At 48.9% G+C, this 18,513-nt stretch carries 16 protein-coding genes and 1 other annotated feature; all 16 genes read left to right on the plus strand.

The genetic code is table 11. The annotated features are described in order from the left end of the window. Positions 1 to 13 precede the first annotated feature (13 nt). The 16 genes from rplA (at position 14) to rplB (ending at position 18,454) form a co-directional block, all read left to right on the plus strand. Entirely contained in the window at positions 14 to 700 is a 687-nt protein-coding gene (gene rplA / locus KNP75_RS14965; RefSeq protein WP_034781720.1) for a 50S ribosomal protein L1, read from the plus strand. A 59-nt stretch (positions 701 to 759) separates the two neighbouring features. Then, positions 760 to 913 (plus strand) — a sequence feature (ribosomal protein L10 leader region). 45 nt (positions 914 to 958) lie between these two features. Next, positions 959 to 1,465: a 50S ribosomal protein L10 gene (gene rplJ, locus KNP75_RS14970; protein WP_215190752.1), complete on the plus strand. Its 507-nt coding sequence runs from the start codon at positions 959 to 961 to the stop codon at positions 1,463 to 1,465. A 59-nt stretch (positions 1,466 to 1,524) separates the two neighbouring features. Next, positions 1,525 to 1,890: a 50S ribosomal protein L7/L12 gene (gene rplL / locus KNP75_RS14975; protein ID WP_024372175.1), complete on the plus strand. Its 366-nt coding sequence runs from the start codon at positions 1,525 to 1,527 to the stop codon at positions 1,888 to 1,890. 85 nt (positions 1,891 to 1,975) lie between these two features. Continuing rightward, positions 1,976 to 2,572: a class I SAM-dependent methyltransferase gene (locus KNP75_RS14980; RefSeq protein WP_034781715.1), complete on the plus strand. Its 597-nt coding sequence runs from the start codon at positions 1,976 to 1,978 to the stop codon at positions 2,570 to 2,572. A gap of 193 nt (positions 2,573 to 2,765) precedes the next feature. Beyond that, positions 2,766 to 6,314 carry a DNA-directed RNA polymerase subunit beta gene (gene rpoB, locus KNP75_RS14985; protein ID WP_034781750.1) on the plus strand — a complete coding sequence of 1,183 codons (3,549 nt, stop codon included), beginning with the start codon at positions 2,766 to 2,768 and terminating at the stop codon, positions 6,312 to 6,314. A 22-nt stretch (positions 6,315 to 6,336) separates the two neighbouring features. Continuing rightward, entirely contained in the window at positions 6,337 to 9,936 is a 3,600-nt protein-coding gene (rpoC, locus tag KNP75_RS14990; RefSeq protein ID WP_034781713.1) for a DNA-directed RNA polymerase subunit beta', read from the plus strand. 288 nt (positions 9,937 to 10,224) lie between these two features. Further along, positions 10,225 to 10,647, plus strand: a complete 423-nt coding sequence (gene rpsL / locus KNP75_RS14995; protein WP_012727683.1) for a 30S ribosomal protein S12 — start codon at positions 10,225 to 10,227, stop codon at positions 10,645 to 10,647. A 48-nt stretch (positions 10,648 to 10,695) separates the two neighbouring features. Then, positions 10,696 to 11,163: a 30S ribosomal protein S7 gene (rpsG, locus tag KNP75_RS15000; RefSeq protein WP_021066600.1), complete on the plus strand. Its 468-nt coding sequence runs from the start codon at positions 10,696 to 10,698 to the stop codon at positions 11,161 to 11,163. Between the two features lie 116 nt (positions 11,164 to 11,279). Further along, a complete protein-coding gene (fusA, locus tag KNP75_RS15005; protein ID WP_214755078.1) occupies positions 11,280 to 13,358 on the plus strand; it encodes an elongation factor G in 2,079 nt (692 codons plus the stop codon). A 115-nt stretch (positions 13,359 to 13,473) separates the two neighbouring features. Beyond that, positions 13,474 to 14,661: an elongation factor Tu gene (tuf, locus tag KNP75_RS15010; protein WP_131437953.1), complete on the plus strand. Its 1,188-nt coding sequence runs from the start codon at positions 13,474 to 13,476 to the stop codon at positions 14,659 to 14,661. 110 nt (positions 14,662 to 14,771) lie between these two features. After that, the gene (locus KNP75_RS15015) at positions 14,772 to 15,281 is read left to right on the plus strand and encodes a nucleotidyltransferase family protein (protein WP_214755080.1); all 510 of its coding nucleotides are present in this window, start codon (positions 14,772 to 14,774) and stop codon (positions 15,279 to 15,281) included. Positions 15,282 to 15,659: 378 nt separating this feature from the next. Next, positions 15,660 to 15,968 carry a 30S ribosomal protein S10 gene (rpsJ, locus tag KNP75_RS15020; RefSeq protein ID WP_012727678.1) on the plus strand — a complete coding sequence of 103 codons (309 nt, stop codon included), beginning with the start codon at positions 15,660 to 15,662 and terminating at the stop codon, positions 15,966 to 15,968. 61 nt (positions 15,969 to 16,029) lie between these two features. Next, positions 16,030 to 16,656 (plus strand): 50S ribosomal protein L3, encoded by a 627-nt coding sequence (gene rplC, locus KNP75_RS15025; RefSeq protein ID WP_034781707.1) that lies wholly within the window; start codon positions 16,030 to 16,032, stop codon positions 16,654 to 16,656. Between the two features lie 28 nt (positions 16,657 to 16,684). Continuing rightward, complete coding sequence (gene rplD / locus KNP75_RS15030) at positions 16,685 to 17,308, plus strand: 50S ribosomal protein L4 (protein WP_034781706.1); 624 nt, start codon at positions 16,685 to 16,687, stop codon at positions 17,306 to 17,308. Continuing rightward, positions 17,308 to 17,589: a 50S ribosomal protein L23 gene (gene rplW / locus KNP75_RS15035; protein ID WP_034781704.1), complete on the plus strand. Its 282-nt coding sequence runs from the start codon at positions 17,308 to 17,310 to the stop codon at positions 17,587 to 17,589. Before rplD ends, rplW begins: the two co-directional genes overlap by 1 nt. A gap of 34 nt (positions 17,590 to 17,623) precedes the next feature. After that, positions 17,624 to 18,454 (plus strand): 50S ribosomal protein L2, encoded by an 831-nt coding sequence (gene rplB / locus KNP75_RS15040; protein WP_034781701.1) that lies wholly within the window; start codon positions 17,624 to 17,626, stop codon positions 18,452 to 18,454. Positions 18,455 to 18,513: the final 59 nt, after the last annotated feature.

An 18,513-nucleotide genomic window follows, 5' to 3' on the forward strand; every position in this document is an offset into this window, starting at 1 on the left:
GAGGAAAAGAATCATGGGTAAAAAACACCAAGAAGCAGCTAAGCTTGTTGACCGCATGAAGTCATACGAACTCGCTGAGGCCGTTGAACTCGTTCAGAAAACAGCTACTGCTAAATTCGATGAAACAATCGAAGTTGCTGTCCGTCTCGGCGTAGATCCGAAGAAAGCGGACCAACAAATCCGCGGTGCCGTCGTACTTCCACACGGTACTGGTAAAACACAAAAAGTTCTCGTCTTCGCAAAAGGCGAAAAAGTTAAAGAAGCTGAAGCGGCTGGCGCTGACTACGTCGGTGACTCTGAGTTCATCACTAAAATCCAACAAGGATGGTTCGACTTCGATGTAATCGTTGCGACACCTGACATGATGGGTGAAGTTGGTAAACTTGGTCGCGTTCTCGGACCAAAAGGCCTCATGCCTAACCCGAAAACAGGCACAGTCACGTTCGACGTTGCGAAAGCAATCGCGGACATCAAAGCTGGTAAAGTAGAATACCGCGTTGACAAAGCCGGTAACATCCACGTACCAGTTGGTAAGAAGTCATTTGAAGCAACAAAACTCTCTGAGAACATCGAGACAATCATCGAGACACTCATGAAAGTGAAGCCTGCTACTGCAAAAGGAACTTACCTTAAAAACATCGCGCTTTCTTCGACAATGGGTCCTGGAATCCGTGTCGCGACTGCCGACTTTATCAAGTAATCTACTTGAAATAAACTGTTGACAACGTGTGATACCGCTGTTAAAGTAATACACGTTCAACCGAATATGTTGGATTACCGTAGACAGAAGGTGGACATCGGTCCGTAAACCCTTCCGAGGTGTCTTTGCTCGAACTTGAGCCTGTTGTCACAGGTTTACTTTCAAACAATTACGCCCTCGTATGTCTTCATACGAGGGATTTCTTTTTGGAGAGCAGCCTCTCGTCCGGTATAAGAATTGACTAGGAGGTGCAAACACATGGCAAGCGAAAAAATCGTATCTCAAAAATCGGCACTCGTCGATGAGATCGCTGAAAAAATGCAAGCGAGCGTCGGAACAATCGTTGTTGACTACCGTGGACTTACAGTTGAAGAAGTGACTACACTCCGTAAATCACTCCGTGACGCTGGAATCGATTTCAAAGTATACAAAAACGGTCTTCTTCGCCGCGCGGCAGTTCAGTCGAACTTCGAAGGTCTTGACGAAGTCTTCACAGGTCCTACAGCAATCGCCTTCTCTAACGAAGACGTTGTTGCCCCTGCGAAGATCTTGAACGACTTCTCGAAAGAGCACAAAGCGCTCGAATTGAAAGGCGGAATCATCGAAGGCAAAGTAACTTCACTCGAAGAAGTTAAAGCCCTTGCAGAACTTCCATCACGCGATGGTCTTCTCTCGATGCTTCTCAGCGTCCTTCAAGCTCCAATCCGTGGGCTCGCAGTCGCAACAAACGCAATCGCAGAACAAAAAGAAGAGCAAACTGCTTAATTTTTGTCTCGTAGCGTAACCAAAACCAATCTTTACAACATCAAAGGAGGAAAACCATAATGGCTTTCAACAAAGAGCAATTCATCGAAGACCTCAAATCAATGACGGTTCTCGAACTTAACGAACTCGTAAAAACAATCGAAGAAGAATTCGGCGTATCAGCAGCAGCTCCAGTAGCAGTTGCAGGTGCAGGCGCAGCAGCAGCTGAAGAGCAAACTGAATTCGACGTAATCCTCACAAACGCTGGCGCTGGTAAAATCAACGTCATCAAAGCAGTTCGTGAACTTACAGGCCTCGGTCTTAAAGAAGCGAAAGCACTCGTTGACGGAACTCCGGCTCCAGTCAAAGAAGGCGTTTCTAAAGAAGACGCAGACGCAGTCAAAGCTAAGCTTGAAGAAGCTGGCGCAACTGTCGAAGTTAAGTAATCCAACTTTTACTTCACAACCTATAGAAGCTCGCTATGGCGAGCTTCTTTTATTTCCTTGAAGAGTGGGTTAGGAGGTTCAATGCATGGGAGATCATTACTATACGAACGACCCTAGTTCGAAAAGTGCCCCTGAGACATGGACGTACGAGTTGCGAGGGAAGACATATCGCTTCACCTCGGACCGCGGCGTGTTCTCGAAAGGATCGGTCGATTTTGGGTCACGTCTCTTAATCGAATCATTTGAAGTGCCTGACGTCGAAGGGCGCATTTTAGATGTGGGCTGTGGCTACGGTCCGATGGGGATCTCGCTTGCCGACGCCTCTGGGCGTGAAGCACTCCTCGTCGACGTGAACGAGCGAGCGCTTGCCTTGTCAGAGCAAAACGCCGCCCAGAACGGAGTGACGATCGAGACGCGGCTCAGCCACGCTTACGACGCGGTCGGTGACGAACAGTTCGCCGCAATCGTGACCAATCCGCCAATTCGGGCCGGAAAGCAAGTGGTCCACACGATTCTGCGAGGCGCGCATGCGCATCTCGTCGTAGGTGGAGCGCTCTATGTCGTCATCCAAAAGAAACAAGGAGCGCCTTCTGCCAAGAAGTTGCTTGAAGATGTGTTTGGTCAAGTCGAGACGGTTGTGAAAGAAAAAGGCTATTTCATTTTCCGAGCAATTCGCTCTTGACAAACGGTGAAGTCTTGTTGACTCGCTATAACGTATATGCTAACATTATAAAATGCCATTGGAATGGAATTCGCCTTGAACTGCCGCGTTTGCCGCTTTTTAGACGCGGAAAAGAGACGACATTCAATGACAATGTTCGATTATTACGCCCGAAAAATTCGATAGAGAATTGGGGGTCTGAGAGGTGAATCAGTTGACTGGTCAACTTGTTCAGTACGGTCGTCACCGTCAGAGAAGAAGCTTTGCCCGTATCAGTGAGGTATTAGAGCTTCCGAATTTGATTGAAATTCAAACTGCTTCTTACGAGTGGTTCTTACGTGAAGGATTGAAAGAGATGTTTACGGACATTTCGCCAATCTCCGACTTCACTGGAAACCTTGTGCTCGAGTTCATCGATTATTCGCTCAGTGAGCCGAAGTATTCGATTGATGAATCGAAGGAGCGAGACGTTACTTACTCTGCGCCATTGCGCGTAAAAGTACGTCTGCAAAACAAAGAAACAGGTGAGCTCAAAGAACAAGAAGTGTTCATGGGAGATTTCCCACTCATGACAGAATCGGGAACATTTATCATTAACGGTGCAGAACGCGTTATCGTTTCCCAGCTTGTTCGTTCGCCGAGCGTTTATTACAACGCCAAACTCGATAAAAACGGTAAGCGTGGTTTCGGTGCGACAGTCATTCCGAACCGCGGTGCATGGCTCGAACTTGAGACAGATGCCAAAGATATCGTTTACGTTCGTATCGACCGTACCCGTAAGATCCCGGTAACGGTGTTGTTGCGTGCCCTCGGATTCGGTACGGACCAAGAGATTATCGACCTTCTCGGGGATGATGAATATCTTCGCAATACCCTTGAAAAAGATAATACAGAATCAACAGAAAAAGCGTTGATCGAAATTTACGAGCGTCTCCGCCCTGGTGAACCACCAACGGTTGAGAACGCGAAGTCACTTCTCGTATCTCGTTTCTTCGACCCAAAACGTTACGACCTTGCAAACGTCGGTCGCTACAAGATGAACAAAAAACTTCATCTTAAAAACCGTCTCTTCGGTCAAAAATTGGCCGAAACGCTCGTTGACCCAGAAACAGGCGAAGTCATCGCTGAAGCTGGAACAATCCTCGATCGTCGCAACCTTGACCGCGTTCTTCCACATTTGGAAAACGGCCTCGGTTATATGGATGCTGAGCCGACAGGCGGCGTCGCTGAAGGTGAACCGTTCGGTCTTCAATCGATCAAAGTTATCTCACCAGATGACCCAGATGGAGAGCGCATCTTGAACATTATCGGTAACGGCAATATCGACCGCAGCGTGAAACACATCACGCCGGCTGATATCATCGCATCGATCAACTACTTCTTTAACTTGCTACACGAAGTCGGAACAACAGATGACATCGACCACCTAGGAAACCGTCGTCTTCGTTCAGTCGGAGAACTTCTCCAAAACCAATTCCGGATCGGGCTTTCTCGTATGGAACGTGTTGTTAAAGAGCGGATGTCGATTCAAGATCAAAACGCGATCACACCACAGGCACTCATCAACATTCGCCCGGTAATCGCGTCGCTAAAAGAGTTCTTTGGTAGCTCGCAGTTGTCACAGTTCATGGACCAAACAAACCCGCTCGCAGAGCTCACGCACAAGCGTCGTCTCTCTGCACTTGGACCGGGTGGTTTGACACGTGAGCGTGCCGGTTTCGAAGTTCGAGATGTTCACTATTCGCACTACGGTCGGATGTGTCCAATCGAAACACCAGAAGGACCGAACATCGGTCTCATCAACTCGCTTTCGTCTTATGCGAAAGTAAACGAGTACGGCTTCATCGAAGCACCGTACCGTCGAGTCGACCCAGAAACAGGTCTCGTCACGAGCGAGATTCAATATATGACGGCGGATGAAGAAGATCTCTACGTCGTTGCCCAGGCGAACATGCCGCTCACAGAAGAAGGCGGTTTCGCCAACGAACAAGTCCTTTGCCGTTTCCGCGGACAAAACTTGTCAGTTGAGCCGAACCGAGTCGATTACATGGACGTTTCGCCGAAACAGGTTGTTTCTGCCGCGACGGCATGTATCCCGTTCCTCGAGAACGATGACTCGAACCGTGCCCTCATGGGAGCGAACATGCAACGTCAAGCTGTACCGCTTCTCCAACCTGATTCACCGATTATCGGTACTGGTATGGAGTACGTGTCAGCGAAAGACTCTGGAGCCGCGATTATCGCGAAATTCCCAGGTGTCGTCGAGCGTGTCACAGCGCGCGAAATCTTGGTCCGCCGCACGTCTGACGTGAACGGTTCTGAGGTGTCGGGTGACCTTGACCGCTACAAACTTCAAAAGTATGTTCGTTCGAACCAAGGGACATGCTACAACCAGAAGCCGATCATCGCTGCTGGCGACCGTGTCGAAAAAGGAGAAATCCTTGCTGACGGTCCATCGATGGATATGGGTGAGCTCGCGCTCGGCCGTAACGTCGTTGTCGCCTTCATGACATGGGACGGTTACAACTATGAGGATGCGATCATCATGAGTGAGCGTCTCGTGAAAGATGACGTGTACACATCGATTCATATCGAAGAGTACGAGTCAGAATCACGCGACACGAAACTCGGACCTGAGGAAATCACACGTGATATTCCAAACGTCGGCGATGACGCGCTTCGCAACTTGGACGATCGTGGAATCATCCGCATCGGTGCGGAAGTCAAGGATGGCGATATCCTCGTCGGTAAAGTAACGCCTAAAGGCGTGACTGAATTGACGGCGGAAGAGCGTCTCTTGCACGCGATCTTCGGTGAGAAAGCACGTGAAGTCCGTGATACGTCACTCCGTGTACCAAACGGCGGCGACGGCATCATCTTGGACGTCAAAGTGTTCGATCGTGAAAACGGTGACGAACTCTCACCAGGCGTGAACCAAATGGTTCGTGTCTACATCGTTCAAAAACGTAAGATTCACGAAGGGGATAAGATGGCGGGACGTCACGGTAACAAAGGTGTTATCTCGCGGATCCTCCCTGAAGAAGACATGCCATACATGCCGGACGGCACACCGATTGACATCATGCTTAACCCACTAGGTGTACCATCACGGATGAACATCGGTCAGGTACTCGAACTCCACCTTGGAATGGCGGCTAAAAAGCTCGGCATCAAAGTGGCGACACCTGTATTCGATGGTGCGCGTGAGGAAGACGTATGGGCAACGATTGAAGAAGCTGGAATGGACAAAGATGCCAAGACTCGTCTCTATGACGGTCGTACTGGTGAAGCGTTCGATAACCGCGTCTCGGTCGGTGTCATGTATATGATCAAACTCGCGCACATGGTTGATGATAAACTTCACGCTCGTTCGACAGGACCATACTCGCTCGTTACACAACAACCGCTCGGTGGTAAAGCACAGTTCGGTGGACAGCGTTTCGGTGAGATGGAAGTATGGGCACTTGAAGCGTACGGCGCAGCCTACACGCTCCAAGAGATCCTTACAATCAAGTCGGATGACACGGTTGGCCGTGTGAAAGCATACGAGGCCATCGTGAAAGGTGAGAGCGTTCCGAAAGCGGGCGTTCCTGAGTCGTTCCGCGTCTTGATCAAAGAGCTCCAAGCGCTCGGTATGGAAGTCAAGATGATGTCTGCGGACGATGAAGAAGTTGAAATGAAAGATGAAGATGACGACAACATCCCGAACGCAACATCGGCGTTAGAACAAGTCGTTCAACCGACTGTTACGGAAGAGGAATAAGGCGAAAAGGGAGGTCGGCCCCTTGGTAGATGTTAATCGATTTGAATATATGAAAATCGGCTTGGCTTCACCTGAGAAGATCCGTTCGTGGTCTTACGGGGAAGTCAAAAAGCCGGAAACGATCAACTATCGTACACTCAAACCAGAGAAGGACGGATTGTTCTGTGAACGAATCTTCGGTCCTACGAAAGACTGGGAATGTTACTGCGGAAAGTACAAACGGATCCGTTATAAAGGAGTCATTTGTGACCGCTGTGGCGTTGAAGTGACGAAAGCGAAAGTGCGTCGCGAGCGTATGGGCCATATCGAGCTCGCGGCACCAGTTTCGCACATCTGGTACTTCAAAGGGATTCCAAGCCGAATGGGGCTTGTTCTCGACATGTCACCACGTGCACTCGAAGAAGTGATCTACTTCGCGTCGTACGTCGTGACGGAGCCAGGTGACACTCCGCTCGAGAAGAAACAACTTCTCTCGGAAAAAGAATACCGTCTCTACCGTGAAAAATACGGTAGTGACTTCAAAGCAGACATGGGTGCGGAAGCAATCCGGACACTCCTTCAAGACGTGCAACTCGAGAAGGAAGTCGGAGAACTCCGCGAAGAATTGAAGACAGTTCAAGGTCAGCGTCGTACACGTGCGATCAAACGCCTTGAAGTGCTCGATGCATTCTTCACATCAGGCAATGATCCAGATTGGATGATCCTCGAAGTACTTCCTGTCATTCCGCCTGAGCTTCGCCCGATGGTGCAGCTCGACGGTGGACGCTTTGCGACATCTGACTTGAACGATTTATATCGTCGAGTCATCAACCGTAACAACCGTCTCAAACGTTTGCTCGACCTCGGCGCGCCGAACATCATCGTGCAAAACGAGAAGCGTATGCTTCAAGAAGCGGTTGACGCCCTCATCGACAATGGTCGTCGTGGTCGTCCGGTAACAGGTCCAGGTAACCGTCCATTGAAATCACTTTCACACATGTTGAAAGGGAAACAAGGTCGTTTCCGTCAAAACCTTCTTGGTAAACGGGTCGACTATTCAGGACGTTCAGTTATCGTCGTTGGACCGAACTTGAAGATGTACCAGTGTGGTCTCCCGAAAGAGATGGCGCTTGAACTCTTCAAACCGTTCGTGATGAAAGAACTTGTCGGTCGCGGCATTGCTTCGAACATCAAGAACGCCAAACGTAAAATTGAGAAGATGCAACCAGAAATCTGGGGCGTCCTCGAAGAAGTCATTCGTGAGCACCCGGTTCTCTTGAACCGTGCCCCTACGCTTCACCGCCTAGGGATTCAAGCTTTCGAACCGATTCTCGTCGAGGGTCGTGCGATTCGTCTTCACCCGCTCGTATGTACGGCCTACAACGCCGACTTCGATGGTGACCAAATGGCGGTCCACGTACCACTTTCTGCCGAAGCGCAAGCCGAAGCTCGTCTTCTTATGCTCGCGGCGCAAAACATCTTGAACCCGAAAGATGGAAAACCAGTCGTTACACCATCGCAGGATATGGTCCTCGGTAACTACTACATCTCGCTTGAACGCGACGATGCCATCGGACAAGGGAAAGTGTTGTCGAACGTGAACGAAGCGCTCATCGCGTATCAAAATGGCTACGTCCACTTGCATACACGTGTGGCTCTTCCGGCACGGACGCTCAACAACCCGACGTTCACAGATGAGCAAAACGAGAAATTGTTGATCACAACGGTCGGTAAGATGATCTTTAACGAGATCTTGCCGAACACGTTCCCATACTTGAACGAACCGACGATGGAAAACTTGCAGGAAGCAACGCCTGATAAGTACTTCATCGACAAAGGTGCCAACGTGGCGGAAGAAATTGCCTCACGTCCACTCATCGAACCGTTCAAAAAAGGATTCCTTGGAAAAGTCATCGCGGAAGTGTTCCAGAAGTTTGAAACGACTGAAACAAGCCGCATGCTTGACCGGATGAAAGATCTCGGCTTCAAACACTCGACGAAAGCCGGTGTGACGGTCGGAATCGCTGATATCATCGTTCTTCCGGACAAACAAGAAATCCTCGATGAAGCGCAAGCCCAAGTCGATCAAATCATGAAGTCATTCCGCCGCGGTCTCATCACTGAAGATGAGCGTTACGAGCGCGTTGTACGCTCTTGGAACGAAGCTAAAGATGAGATTCAATCACGATTGATGAAATCCCTCAATCGCTTGAACCCAATCTTCATGATGTCTGACTCAGGTGCCCGTGGTAACGCGTCCAACTTCACGCAGCTCGCAGGGATGCGTGGTTTGATGGCCGCTCCATCTGGCCGCATCATCGAACTTCCGATCAAATCTTCATTCCGTGAAGGTCTGACGGTACAGGAATACTTCATCTCGACACACGGTGCGCGTAAAGGTCTTGCCGATACAGCCCTTAAGACGGCTGACTCAGGTTACTTGACACGTCGTCTCGTTGACGTAGCCCAAGATGTCATCATCCGTGAAGAAGATTGTGGAACGGACCGCGGTATCCGCGTCGCCGCTCTCCGCGAAGGCACGGAAGAAATCGAAAACTTGTATGACCGCCTCGTCGGCCGTACAGCGTTCGAGACAGTGGCACATCCGGAAACGGGTGAAGTCATGGTCGAGAAGAACCAATTGATTACCGAAGATCTCGCTCGCGACATCGTCGACGCTGGAATCGAACGAGTTGAAATCCGGACAGCCTTTACATGTAACACGTCACACGGCGTATGTAAAAAATGTTACGGCCGCAACTTGGCGACTGGCTCGAACGTTGAAGTCGGCGAAGCTGTCGGAATCATCGCCGCGCAATCGATCGGTGAGCCAGGAACGCAGCTTACAATGCGTACCTTCCACACAGGTGGGGTAGCCGGAGATGATATCACACAAGGTCTTCCGCGTATCCAAGAGGTATTCGAGGCTCGTAACCCGAAAGGGCAAGCGGTCATCTCGGAAATCCCGGGTACGGTCATCGATTTCACAGAATCGCGTGACAAACGTGAACTCACGGTCGAAGGACTTAGCGAGACACGTACGTACACGATTCCGTTTGGAGCACGTCTTCGTGTTCAAATCGGAGATACGGTAGAAGCTGGGGAAGTCTTCACGGAAGGTTCGATCGATCCGAAAGAATTGCTCGCCGTCCGTGGTGTATCTGGCGTACAAAACTACCTTCTCCAAGAAGTACAAAAAGTTTACCGGATGCAAGGGGTAGAGATCGGCGACAAACACGTCGAAGTTATGGTTCGCCAAATGCTTCGCCGCGTCAAAGTCATCGAGTCTGGTGATACGCCGCTCCTCCCTGGTTCGCTCGTCGACATCAGCGTCTTCAAAGAAGCATGTAAAGATGCGCTCCGCGAAGGCAAGAGCCCGGCAACAGCGAAACCGGTCCTTCTCGGAATCACGAAAGCGTCGCTTGAGACAGATTCGTTCCTCTCGGCCGCTTCGTTCCAAGAAACAACTCGTGTGTTGACAGATGCTGCCATCAAAGGCAAGCGCGACTATCTGCTCGGACTCAAAGAGAACGTCATCATCGGGAAACTCGTTCCAGCTGGTACTGGGATGCCGGTTTACCGCGATGTACAGCTCAAAGAAGATGAGACGAAAGCCGTCCTCGAAGACACGACTGTAGAATAAAAACGTCTTGACAGCATAGGTTGGCGGTGCTACTATGATTTAGTGCCGCCAATCGGTTGTTGTCGATGACAACGGTGTCCAGCAGTCGGCAAGCTACTCGGACGTCACCCGATCTTTCTTCGGAAAGGTTTGGCTGCTATTATTGCCACTTTCAAGGTATAACTCACGTTTTTGCGAGGTCATGGAATGCCTACGCCTCGTAAAAGCGTTTCGTTATGACCTTAAATGAACCACCCGGGTCGGTGGGTCTAGAAAATAGCATAATTCAGGAAGGGAGGATCTTCAAAGATGCCTACTATCAACCAGTTAGTCCGTAAAGGACGTAAATCGAAAGTCGTTAAATCTGACTCTCCAGCACTTAACAAAGGTTACAACAGTTTCATCAAGTCACAAACTAACGTGAGCTCGCCACAGAAACGTGGTGTTTGTACACGTGTTGGTACAATGACTCCGAAGAAACCGAACTCGGCATTACGTAAGTATGCTCGTGTTCGTTTGACTAACCAAATCGAAGTGACTGCGTACATTCCAGGTATTGGCCACAACCTTCAAGAGCACAGCGTTGTTCTTATCCGTGGAGGACGTGTAAAAGACTTACCAGGGGTACGTTACCACATCGTTCGTGGTGCGCTTGACACTGCAGGTGTTGACGGACGTATGCAAGGCCGTTCTAAATACGGTACGAAACGTCCGAAAGCTGCGAAGAAGTAATTCTCGCAAAACTAAAAACTACTGAAATTTTGAAAGGAGGGTACTCGGATGCGTAAAAACCGTGCAGAACGTCGTGACGTTATCGCAGATCCGATCTACAACTCGAAATTGGTAACTCGCCTCATTAACCGTGTCATGTTAGACGGTAAAAAAGGTACAGCTCAAACTATCATTTACAACGCATTTGGCCTCATCGCTGAACGCTCAGGCAAAGAGCCTATGGAAGTGTTCGAAGAAGCAATGAACAACATCATGCCTGTACTTGAAGTTAAAGCTCGCCGTGTTGGTGGAGCAAACTACCAAGTTCCTGTTGAAGTTCGTCCAGAGCGCCGTACGACACTTGGTCTTCGTTACCTCGTGAACTACGCTCGTCTCCGCAACGAGAAAACGATGGAGCAACGTATCGCGAACGAAATCATGGATGCAGCCAACAACACTGGTGCGTCTGTTAAGAAACGCGAAGACATGCATAAGATGGCAGAAGCGAACAAAGCGTTTGCTCACTATCGTTGGTAAGTTAAACGTAAAGACCACTCCACGTCACCAAGCGGTGGCTTAATGGAGTGGCTTTCGGGTATAATCATATCGTGTGCCAGCACACGAAAAACACATGCGGAAGGAGAATACCCAGTATGGCAAGAGAATTCTCCCTAAAGAATACTCGTAACATCGGGATCATGGCTCACATCGATGCCGGTAAAACGACAACAACTGAACGTATTCTTTATTACACAGGTCGTATCCATAAAATTGGTGAAACTCATGAAGGAGCTTCACAAATGGACTGGATGGAGCAGGAGCAAGAGCGTGGAATCACGATCACTTCTGCTGCGACAACTGCACAGTGGAATGGCCACCGTGTAAACATCATCGATACACCTGGACACGTAGACTTCACGGTTGAAGTTGAACGTTCACTCCGTGTACTTGATGGCGCAGTTGCAGTACTTGACGCTCAGTCAGGTGTTGAACCACAAACAGAAACTGTATGGCGTCAAGCGACGACTTACGGTGTTCCACGTGTCGTATTCGTCAACAAGATGGATAAGATCGGTGCGGACTTCTTGTACTCGGTGAAAACACTTCACGAGCGCTTGCATGCAAATGCACACCCAATCCAACTTCCAATCGGTGCGGAAGACGAATTCAAAGGAATCGTCGACCTCGTCGAAATGAAGACGTACATGTACTCGAACGACCTCGGTACCGACATCGAAGTAACAGATGGCTTCCCAGCTGACATGGCTGACCAAGCTGAAGAACTTCGCGGTCAATTGATCGAAGCGGTCGCAGACTACAACGAAGAGTTGATGATGAAATACCTCGAAGGCGAAGAGATCTCAATCGACGAACTCAAAGCTGGTATTCGTAAAGCAACACTCAGCGTAGAATTCTACCCTGTACTCGTTGGTTCGGCCTTCAAAAACAAAGGTGTTCAATTGATGTTGAACGCTGTTGTTGATTACCTCCCATCACCAGTTGATGTTGAGTCAATCAAAGGGATCAACCTCGACACAGAAGAAGAAATCACGCGTGAGCCTTCAGATGACGCGCCGTTCTCGGCACTTGCGTTCAAAGTCATGACGGATCCTTACGTCGGTAAATTGACGTTCTTCCGTGTGTACTCTGGTACAGCACAAGCTGGTTCGTATGTGAAGAACTCGACTAAAGGCAAGCGTGAGCGCCTCGGTCGTATCCTTCAAATGCACGCGAACAGCCGTGAAGAGATTCCAATGGTATACGCTGGTGACATCGCCGCGGCTGTTGGTCTCAAAGATACTACGACTGGTGATACACTTTGCTCAGAGAAAGACAACGTCGTTCTCGAGTCAATGACATTCCCAGAACCAGTTATCTCGGTCGCTATCGAGCCTAAATCGAAAGCTGACCAAGACAAGATGGGTCAAGCCCTCGCGAAACTCGCAGAAGAGGATCCAACTTTCCGCACTGAAACAAACCAAGAGACTGGTCAAACAATCATCTCTGGTATGGGTGAGCTTCACCTTGATATCCTCGTTGACCGTATGCGTCGCGAATTCAAAGTAGAAGCAAACGTCGGTGCACCACAAGTTGCTTACCGTGAGACAATCCGTGGCGCTGCGAAGATCGATTCGAAATTCGTACGTCAATCTGGTGGACGCGGTCAGTACGGTCACGTTGTCGTAGAATTCGAGCCGAACGAAGAAGGCGCTGGATTCGCATTCGAGAACAAGATCGTCGGTGGTGTTGTACCACGTGAATACGTCCCAGCTGTTCAAAACGGGATTGAAGAAGCTCTCGAAAACGGTATCCTCGCTGGTTACCCAGTAGTTGACGTTAAAGCTGCCCTCGTCTTCGGATCGTACCACGATGTCGACTCGAACGAGATGGCGTTTAAAGTTGCTGCTTCGATGGCGGTTAAACAACTTAAGGAGCAAGCGAAAGCTGTTATCCTTGAGCCAATGATGCGTGTTGAAGTTGTCATCCCAGAAGAATACTTGGGAGACATCATGGGTGACGTCACGTCACGCCGTGGACGCGTAGAAGGTATGGAAGCACGCGGTAACGCTCAAGTCGTTAAAGCAATGGTTCCACTTTCAGAAATGTTCGGCTATGCGACATCGCTTCGTTCACGTACGCAAGGACGCGGAACGTACTCGATGCACTTCGATCACTATGAAGAAGTACCGAAGTCAATCGCAGAAGAAATCATCAAAAAAGCGAACGGCTAATAACGGTTGTAACGCTTAATTGATTGTTGTAAGCTAAGGAGGACGTATGTTAAAAGTAGCCTACGTCTTCCTAGTTAAATAAAAAACTAATTGTCTAATAGAGGAGGAATCTAGAATGGGTAAAGAAAAATTCGACCGTTCTAAACCGCACGTTAACGTTGGTACAATCGGCCACGTCGACCACGGTAAAACAACTTTGACTGCAGCGATCTCAGCTGTACTTTCAAAAGCACAAGGGAAAACAGCTACAAAGTTTGACGCAATCGATGGTGCTCCTGAAGAGCGTGAGCGCGGTATCACAATCGCAACAGCTCACATCGAGTACGAAACAGAAAAACGCCACTATGCACACGTTGACTGCCCAGGTCACGCTGACTATGTTAAAAACATGATCACTGGTGCTGCACAAATGGACGGCGCGATCCTCGTTGTTTCGGCAACTGATGGCCCAATGCCACAAACACGTGAGCACATCCTTCTTTCACGTCAAGTAGGTGTTCCTTTCATCGTCGTATTCATGAACAAAGTTGACATGGTTGACGACGAAGAACTCCTTGAGCTCGTTGAAATGGAAATCCGTGAACTTCTTTCTGAATATGACTTCCCAGGCGACGACCTCCCTGTAATCAAAGGTTCAGCACTTGGCGCGCTTAACGGCGAAGCTCAGTGGGAAGAAAAAATCATGGAACTCATGAACGCAGTTGATGAGTACATCCCTGAGCCAGTTCGTGACACGGACAAAGAATTCATGATGCCAGTTGAGGACGTATTCTCAATCACTGGTCGCGGTACTGTAGCGACTGGTCGTGTTGAGCGTGGTGTTCTCCGCGTCAACGACGAAGTTGAAATCGTTGGTCTTACAGAAGAAACTAAGAAAACTGTATGTACTGGTGTAGAGATGTTCCGTAAGCTTCTCGACTACGCTGAAGCTGGCGACAACATCGGTGCTCTTCTCCGTGGTGTATCACGTGAAGACATCGAGCGTGGACAAGTACTTGCTAAGCCAGGTTCAATCACGCCGCACTCAAAATTCAAAGCTTCAATCTACGTTCTTTCTAAAGAAGAGGGTGGCCGTCACACGCCATTCTTCGCGAACTACCGTCCGCAGTTCTACTTCCGTACAACTGACGTAACAGGTATCGTTCACCTTCCAGAAGGTACTGAAATGGTAATGCCAGGAGACAACATCGAGTTGACGATCGAATTGATTTCTACAATCGCGATCGAAGACGGAACACGTTTCTCAATCCGTGAGGGTGGCCGTACAGTAGGCGCTGGTTCAGTAACTGAAATCATCGAGTAATCGATTGATTCACTGACCTTTCAAGCAGTCCGCATTTTGCGGGCTGCTTTTTTGTTTTGTAGCAAGACGTGGTAAGATGGGACATATGTCGAACGAAAGGGGAGACGAAGATGGAGAAGCAAGTCGAAACGTTATGTCGGCTGAACGGGATCGCGTGTCGGTTCGGTGGGTCGACGTTACTGAAGCATCATGGGCTAATTGAAACGGCGAACGACTTGGATGTGTTTGTCGAACCGGATCAATTCGAGCGAGTCGATCAAGTACTGAGCCGTGCTGGAAAGAAAGTCGAGTCGACGCCTCATCCAGATTACGTGACGACCTATTTTGGCGAATATGAGTTCGAGGGCGGAGACATTGATGTGATGGCCAGCTTTCGGATGAAGTGCACCGATGGGATCTATACACATCCATATATTGAACCGGTCGGCAGTTGGATGCATCTCGAAGAGTGGGTCGTACTGTATACGGTAATGAACCGTATCGATAAGCTTGAACGGTTAAGCCAATACTTCGAGACTCATCCAATGAATGAAACGATCGTCCAAACCTGCTTGAAACGAGCCCCAGCCTCGGTCATCGAATCCGTCACGGAACGCTTCGGAGCACGTATGAAACGCTAGGTAGAGTTGGCATGGCGGTTCTTGTAACAAATAGTTCAACAAAAGAAGGAAAATAGCTTGCAAATGGGTTCAAATCTTGTTACATTAGTGAACGTTGAACAACTCATCAGACATCCGGCGCAATTTAAAAATCAAATCTTGCATTTCATATGTAGATTCGATATAATGATTAAGTGTTTGTGCGAGTGGTGAGAGACTTTACAGCAGAAATCGGGTCCAATCGTTGATTTGCAATGATCGGATACCTCTGCTGACACAAGCACGCTGCGATGAAGCGGGAGGTTATGACACGCCAGGCAGCTTTGCCATGGCCGGTGTGGAAATTTCCGCGGAGAACTGTCTATTTTTAAAAATAGGCGACAAAGGAGGGAAACTTACATGGCAAATGAAAAAATCCGTATTCGTTTAAAAGCATACGACCATCGCGTACTCGATCAATCAGCTGAGAAAATCGTTGATACTGCGAAGCGTTCAGGTGCAAAGGTTTCGGGACCAATCCCGCTTCCAACTGAAAAATCGATCTACACGATCCTTCGTGCGGTTCACAAGTACAAAGATGCTCGTGAGCAGTTCGAGATGCGTACACACAAACGCTTGATCGACATCGTTAACCCAACACCAAAAACGGTTGATGCGCTTATGCGCCTCGAATTACCATCAGGTGTTGACATCGAAATCAAACTTTAATTCTTCATATAGTAGATACTAGCCAGAAGAGACAATAATTATTAAACAGGAGGTGTATCTCATGGCTAAAGGAATCTTAGGAACAAAACTTGGTATGACTCAAATCTTCAACGAAGCAGGCGAAGTCGTACCGGTAACAGTAGTTGCTGTCGAAGGAAACGTTGTGCTTCAACTTAAAACAGTTGAAACAGACGGTTACGAAGCAGTTCAACTCGGTTTCGGCGACATCAAAGAATCACGTCAAAACAAACCGGCAAAAGGTCACGCTGCGAAAGCAAACGCGACACCTAAGCGCTTCATGAAAGAGATTCGTACTTCAGTAGAAGGATACGAAATCGGTCAAGAGATCAAGGCGGACATTTTCGCTGCAGGTGAATTAGTAGACGTAACAGGTACATCGAAAGGTAAAGGATTCCAAGGTGCGATCAAGCGTCACGGACAATCACGTGGACCAATGGCTCACGGTTCGCGCTACCACCGTCGTCCTGGTTCGATGGGTCCTGTAGCTCCTAACCGCGTATTTAAAGGGAAGCTTCTTCCTGGTCAAATGGGTGGCGAGCGTAAAACGATTCAAAACCTTGAAGTTGTCAAAGTTGACGCGGAACGCGGCCTTGTACTCGTTAAAGGCGCAATCCCAGGCGCTCGCAAGTCGAACGTCATCATCAAAACAGCGGTAAAAGGTAACTAATTAACTGCACGGAAAGGAGGAATTACGAATGCCTAAAGTAGCTTTGCTTAACCAAACAGGTTCACAAGTTGGCGAGATCGAATTGGCAGAAGCCATTTTCGGTATCGAGCCTAACGACTCAGTACTTTACGACGCGATCGTCATGCAACAAGCATCACGCCGTCAAGGTACTCACGATACGAAAGGTCGCTCGGAAGTACGCGGTGGCGGCCGTAAACCATGGAAACAAAAGGGAACTGGTCGTGCGCGCCAAGGTTCTATCCGCTCACCACAATGGGTTGGTGGTGGTACAGTCTTCGGTCCAACACCACGTTCATACTCTTACAAGCTTCCTAAAAAAGTTCGTCGTTTAGCACTTCTCTCGGCGCTTTCGTCGAAAGTGAAAAACAACGAAATGATCGTCCTCGAAGGCCTTGCTTTCGATGCACCAAAAACAAAAGACATGGCTGCTGTTTTGAACAGCTTGTCAGTAGAACGTAAGGCTCTTGTAGTCACAGCGGACTACAATGAGACTATCGCTCTCGCAGCTCGTAACATCCCAGGAGTGACTGTGATCGAGGCAGCAGGCGTTAACGTTCTTGACCTCGTTGCTAACGACAAAGTCATCTTCACTAAAGATGCGGTTGCGAAGGTAGAGGAGGTGCTTGCATAATGGCTCAAGCATACGATATCATCAAACGTCCTATCATCACTGAGCGTTCTGTTAGCCTCATGGAAGCTAACAAATACGTTTTCGAGATCGACGTTAAAGCGACTAAATCGCAAGTGAAGTACGCTATCGAAACAATCTTCAATGTGAAAGTTGCTTCGGTAAACACAATGAACATGAAACCGAAAGCGAAACGTGTCGGTCGTCACTCTGGTTACACAGCTCGTCGTAAAAAAGCGATCGTAACCCTTGCTGAAGGCAACACAATCGACTTCCTCGGTTAATTTACTACCTTAGAAGAAAAGGAGGGAATCCTCGATGGCAATTAAAAAGTTTAAGCCGACCACTAACGGTCGCCGTAACATGACATCTCTCGACTTTGCAGAGATCACAACGAACCGTCCTGAAAAATCGTTAACTGAAAAGCTTTCGAAAAAAGGCGGTCGTAACAACCAAGGTCGTTTGACTGTACGTCACCAAGGTGGCGGGCACAAACGCAAATACCGTATCATCGATTTCAAACGTAACAAAGATGGCATCGTCGGACGCGTTGCTACGATCGAATACGATCCAAACCGTTCAGCGAACATCGCCCTCATCAACTATGCAGATGGTGAGAAACGTTACATCCTCGCTCCTAAGGGCATCAAAGTAGGCATGGAAATCATGTCTGGTCCTGAGGCGGATATCAAAGTGGGGAACGCTCTTCCACTCGTGAACATCCCTGTCGGTACTACTATCCACAACATCGAGCTTAAGCCTGGTAAGGGCGGTCAGCTTGTTCGTGCGGCTGGTGCATCGGCACAAATCCAAGGACGTGACGGCAAGTACGTCATCGTTCGTCTTCAATCAGGTGAATCACGCTTGTTCCTCGGCACTTGCCGCGCGACAGTCGGTTCAGTTGGTAACGAAGAACACGAACTCGTAAACATCGGTAAAGCAGGACGTTCACGTTGGTTAGGCAAACGCCCAACAGTACGTGGTTCTGTAATGAACCCGGTTGATCACCCACACGGTGGTGGTGAAGGTCGTGCGCCAATCGGTCGTTCGGGCCCACTTACTCCTTGGGGTAAACCAGCTCTTGGTCTTAAAACTCGTAAGAAAAACAAATCGAGCGACATGTACATTCTTCGTCGTCGCAAGAAATAATTACTACATGATTCTCGGGCGGTTCGAAAGAGCCGTTCCCGAATCATTCCAAAGGGAGG

The organism is Exiguobacterium sp. s6, assembly GCF_018618155.1.
Taxonomy (GTDB): Bacteria; Bacillota; Bacilli; order Exiguobacteriales; family Exiguobacteriaceae; genus Exiguobacterium; species Exiguobacterium mexicanum_A.

What these genes read in the sequence shown, in the direction of transcription:
- rplA (WP_034781720.1), top strand. Translation starts at nt 14, where the DNA reads ATGGGTAAAAAACACCAAGAAGCAGCTAAGCTTGTTGACCGCATGAAG.
- rplJ (WP_215190752.1), top strand. Translation starts at nt 959, where the DNA reads ATGGCAAGCGAAAAAATCGTATCTCAAAAATCGGCACTCGTCGATGAG.
- rplL (WP_024372175.1), top strand. Translation starts at nt 1,525, where the DNA reads ATGGCTTTCAACAAAGAGCAATTCATCGAAGACCTCAAATCAATGACG.
- KNP75_RS14980 (WP_034781715.1), top strand. Translation starts at nt 1,976, where the DNA reads ATGGGAGATCATTACTATACGAACGACCCTAGTTCGAAAAGTGCCCCT.
- rpsL (WP_012727683.1), top strand. Translation starts at nt 10,225, where the DNA reads ATGCCTACTATCAACCAGTTAGTCCGTAAAGGACGTAAATCGAAAGTC.
- rpsG (WP_021066600.1), top strand. Translation starts at nt 10,696, where the DNA reads ATGCGTAAAAACCGTGCAGAACGTCGTGACGTTATCGCAGATCCGATC.
- fusA (WP_214755078.1), top strand. Translation starts at nt 11,280, where the DNA reads ATGGCAAGAGAATTCTCCCTAAAGAATACTCGTAACATCGGGATCATG.
- tuf (WP_131437953.1), top strand. Translation starts at nt 13,474, where the DNA reads ATGGGTAAAGAAAAATTCGACCGTTCTAAACCGCACGTTAACGTTGGT.
- KNP75_RS15015 (WP_214755080.1), top strand. Translation starts at nt 14,772, where the DNA reads ATGGAGAAGCAAGTCGAAACGTTATGTCGGCTGAACGGGATCGCGTGT.
- rpsJ (WP_012727678.1), top strand. Translation starts at nt 15,660, where the DNA reads ATGGCAAATGAAAAAATCCGTATTCGTTTAAAAGCATACGACCATCGC.
- rplC (WP_034781707.1), top strand. Translation starts at nt 16,030, where the DNA reads ATGGCTAAAGGAATCTTAGGAACAAAACTTGGTATGACTCAAATCTTC.
- rplD (WP_034781706.1), top strand. Translation starts at nt 16,685, where the DNA reads ATGCCTAAAGTAGCTTTGCTTAACCAAACAGGTTCACAAGTTGGCGAG.
- rplW (WP_034781704.1), top strand. Translation starts at nt 17,308, where the DNA reads ATGGCTCAAGCATACGATATCATCAAACGTCCTATCATCACTGAGCGT.
- rplB (WP_034781701.1), top strand. Translation starts at nt 17,624, where the DNA reads ATGGCAATTAAAAAGTTTAAGCCGACCACTAACGGTCGCCGTAACATG.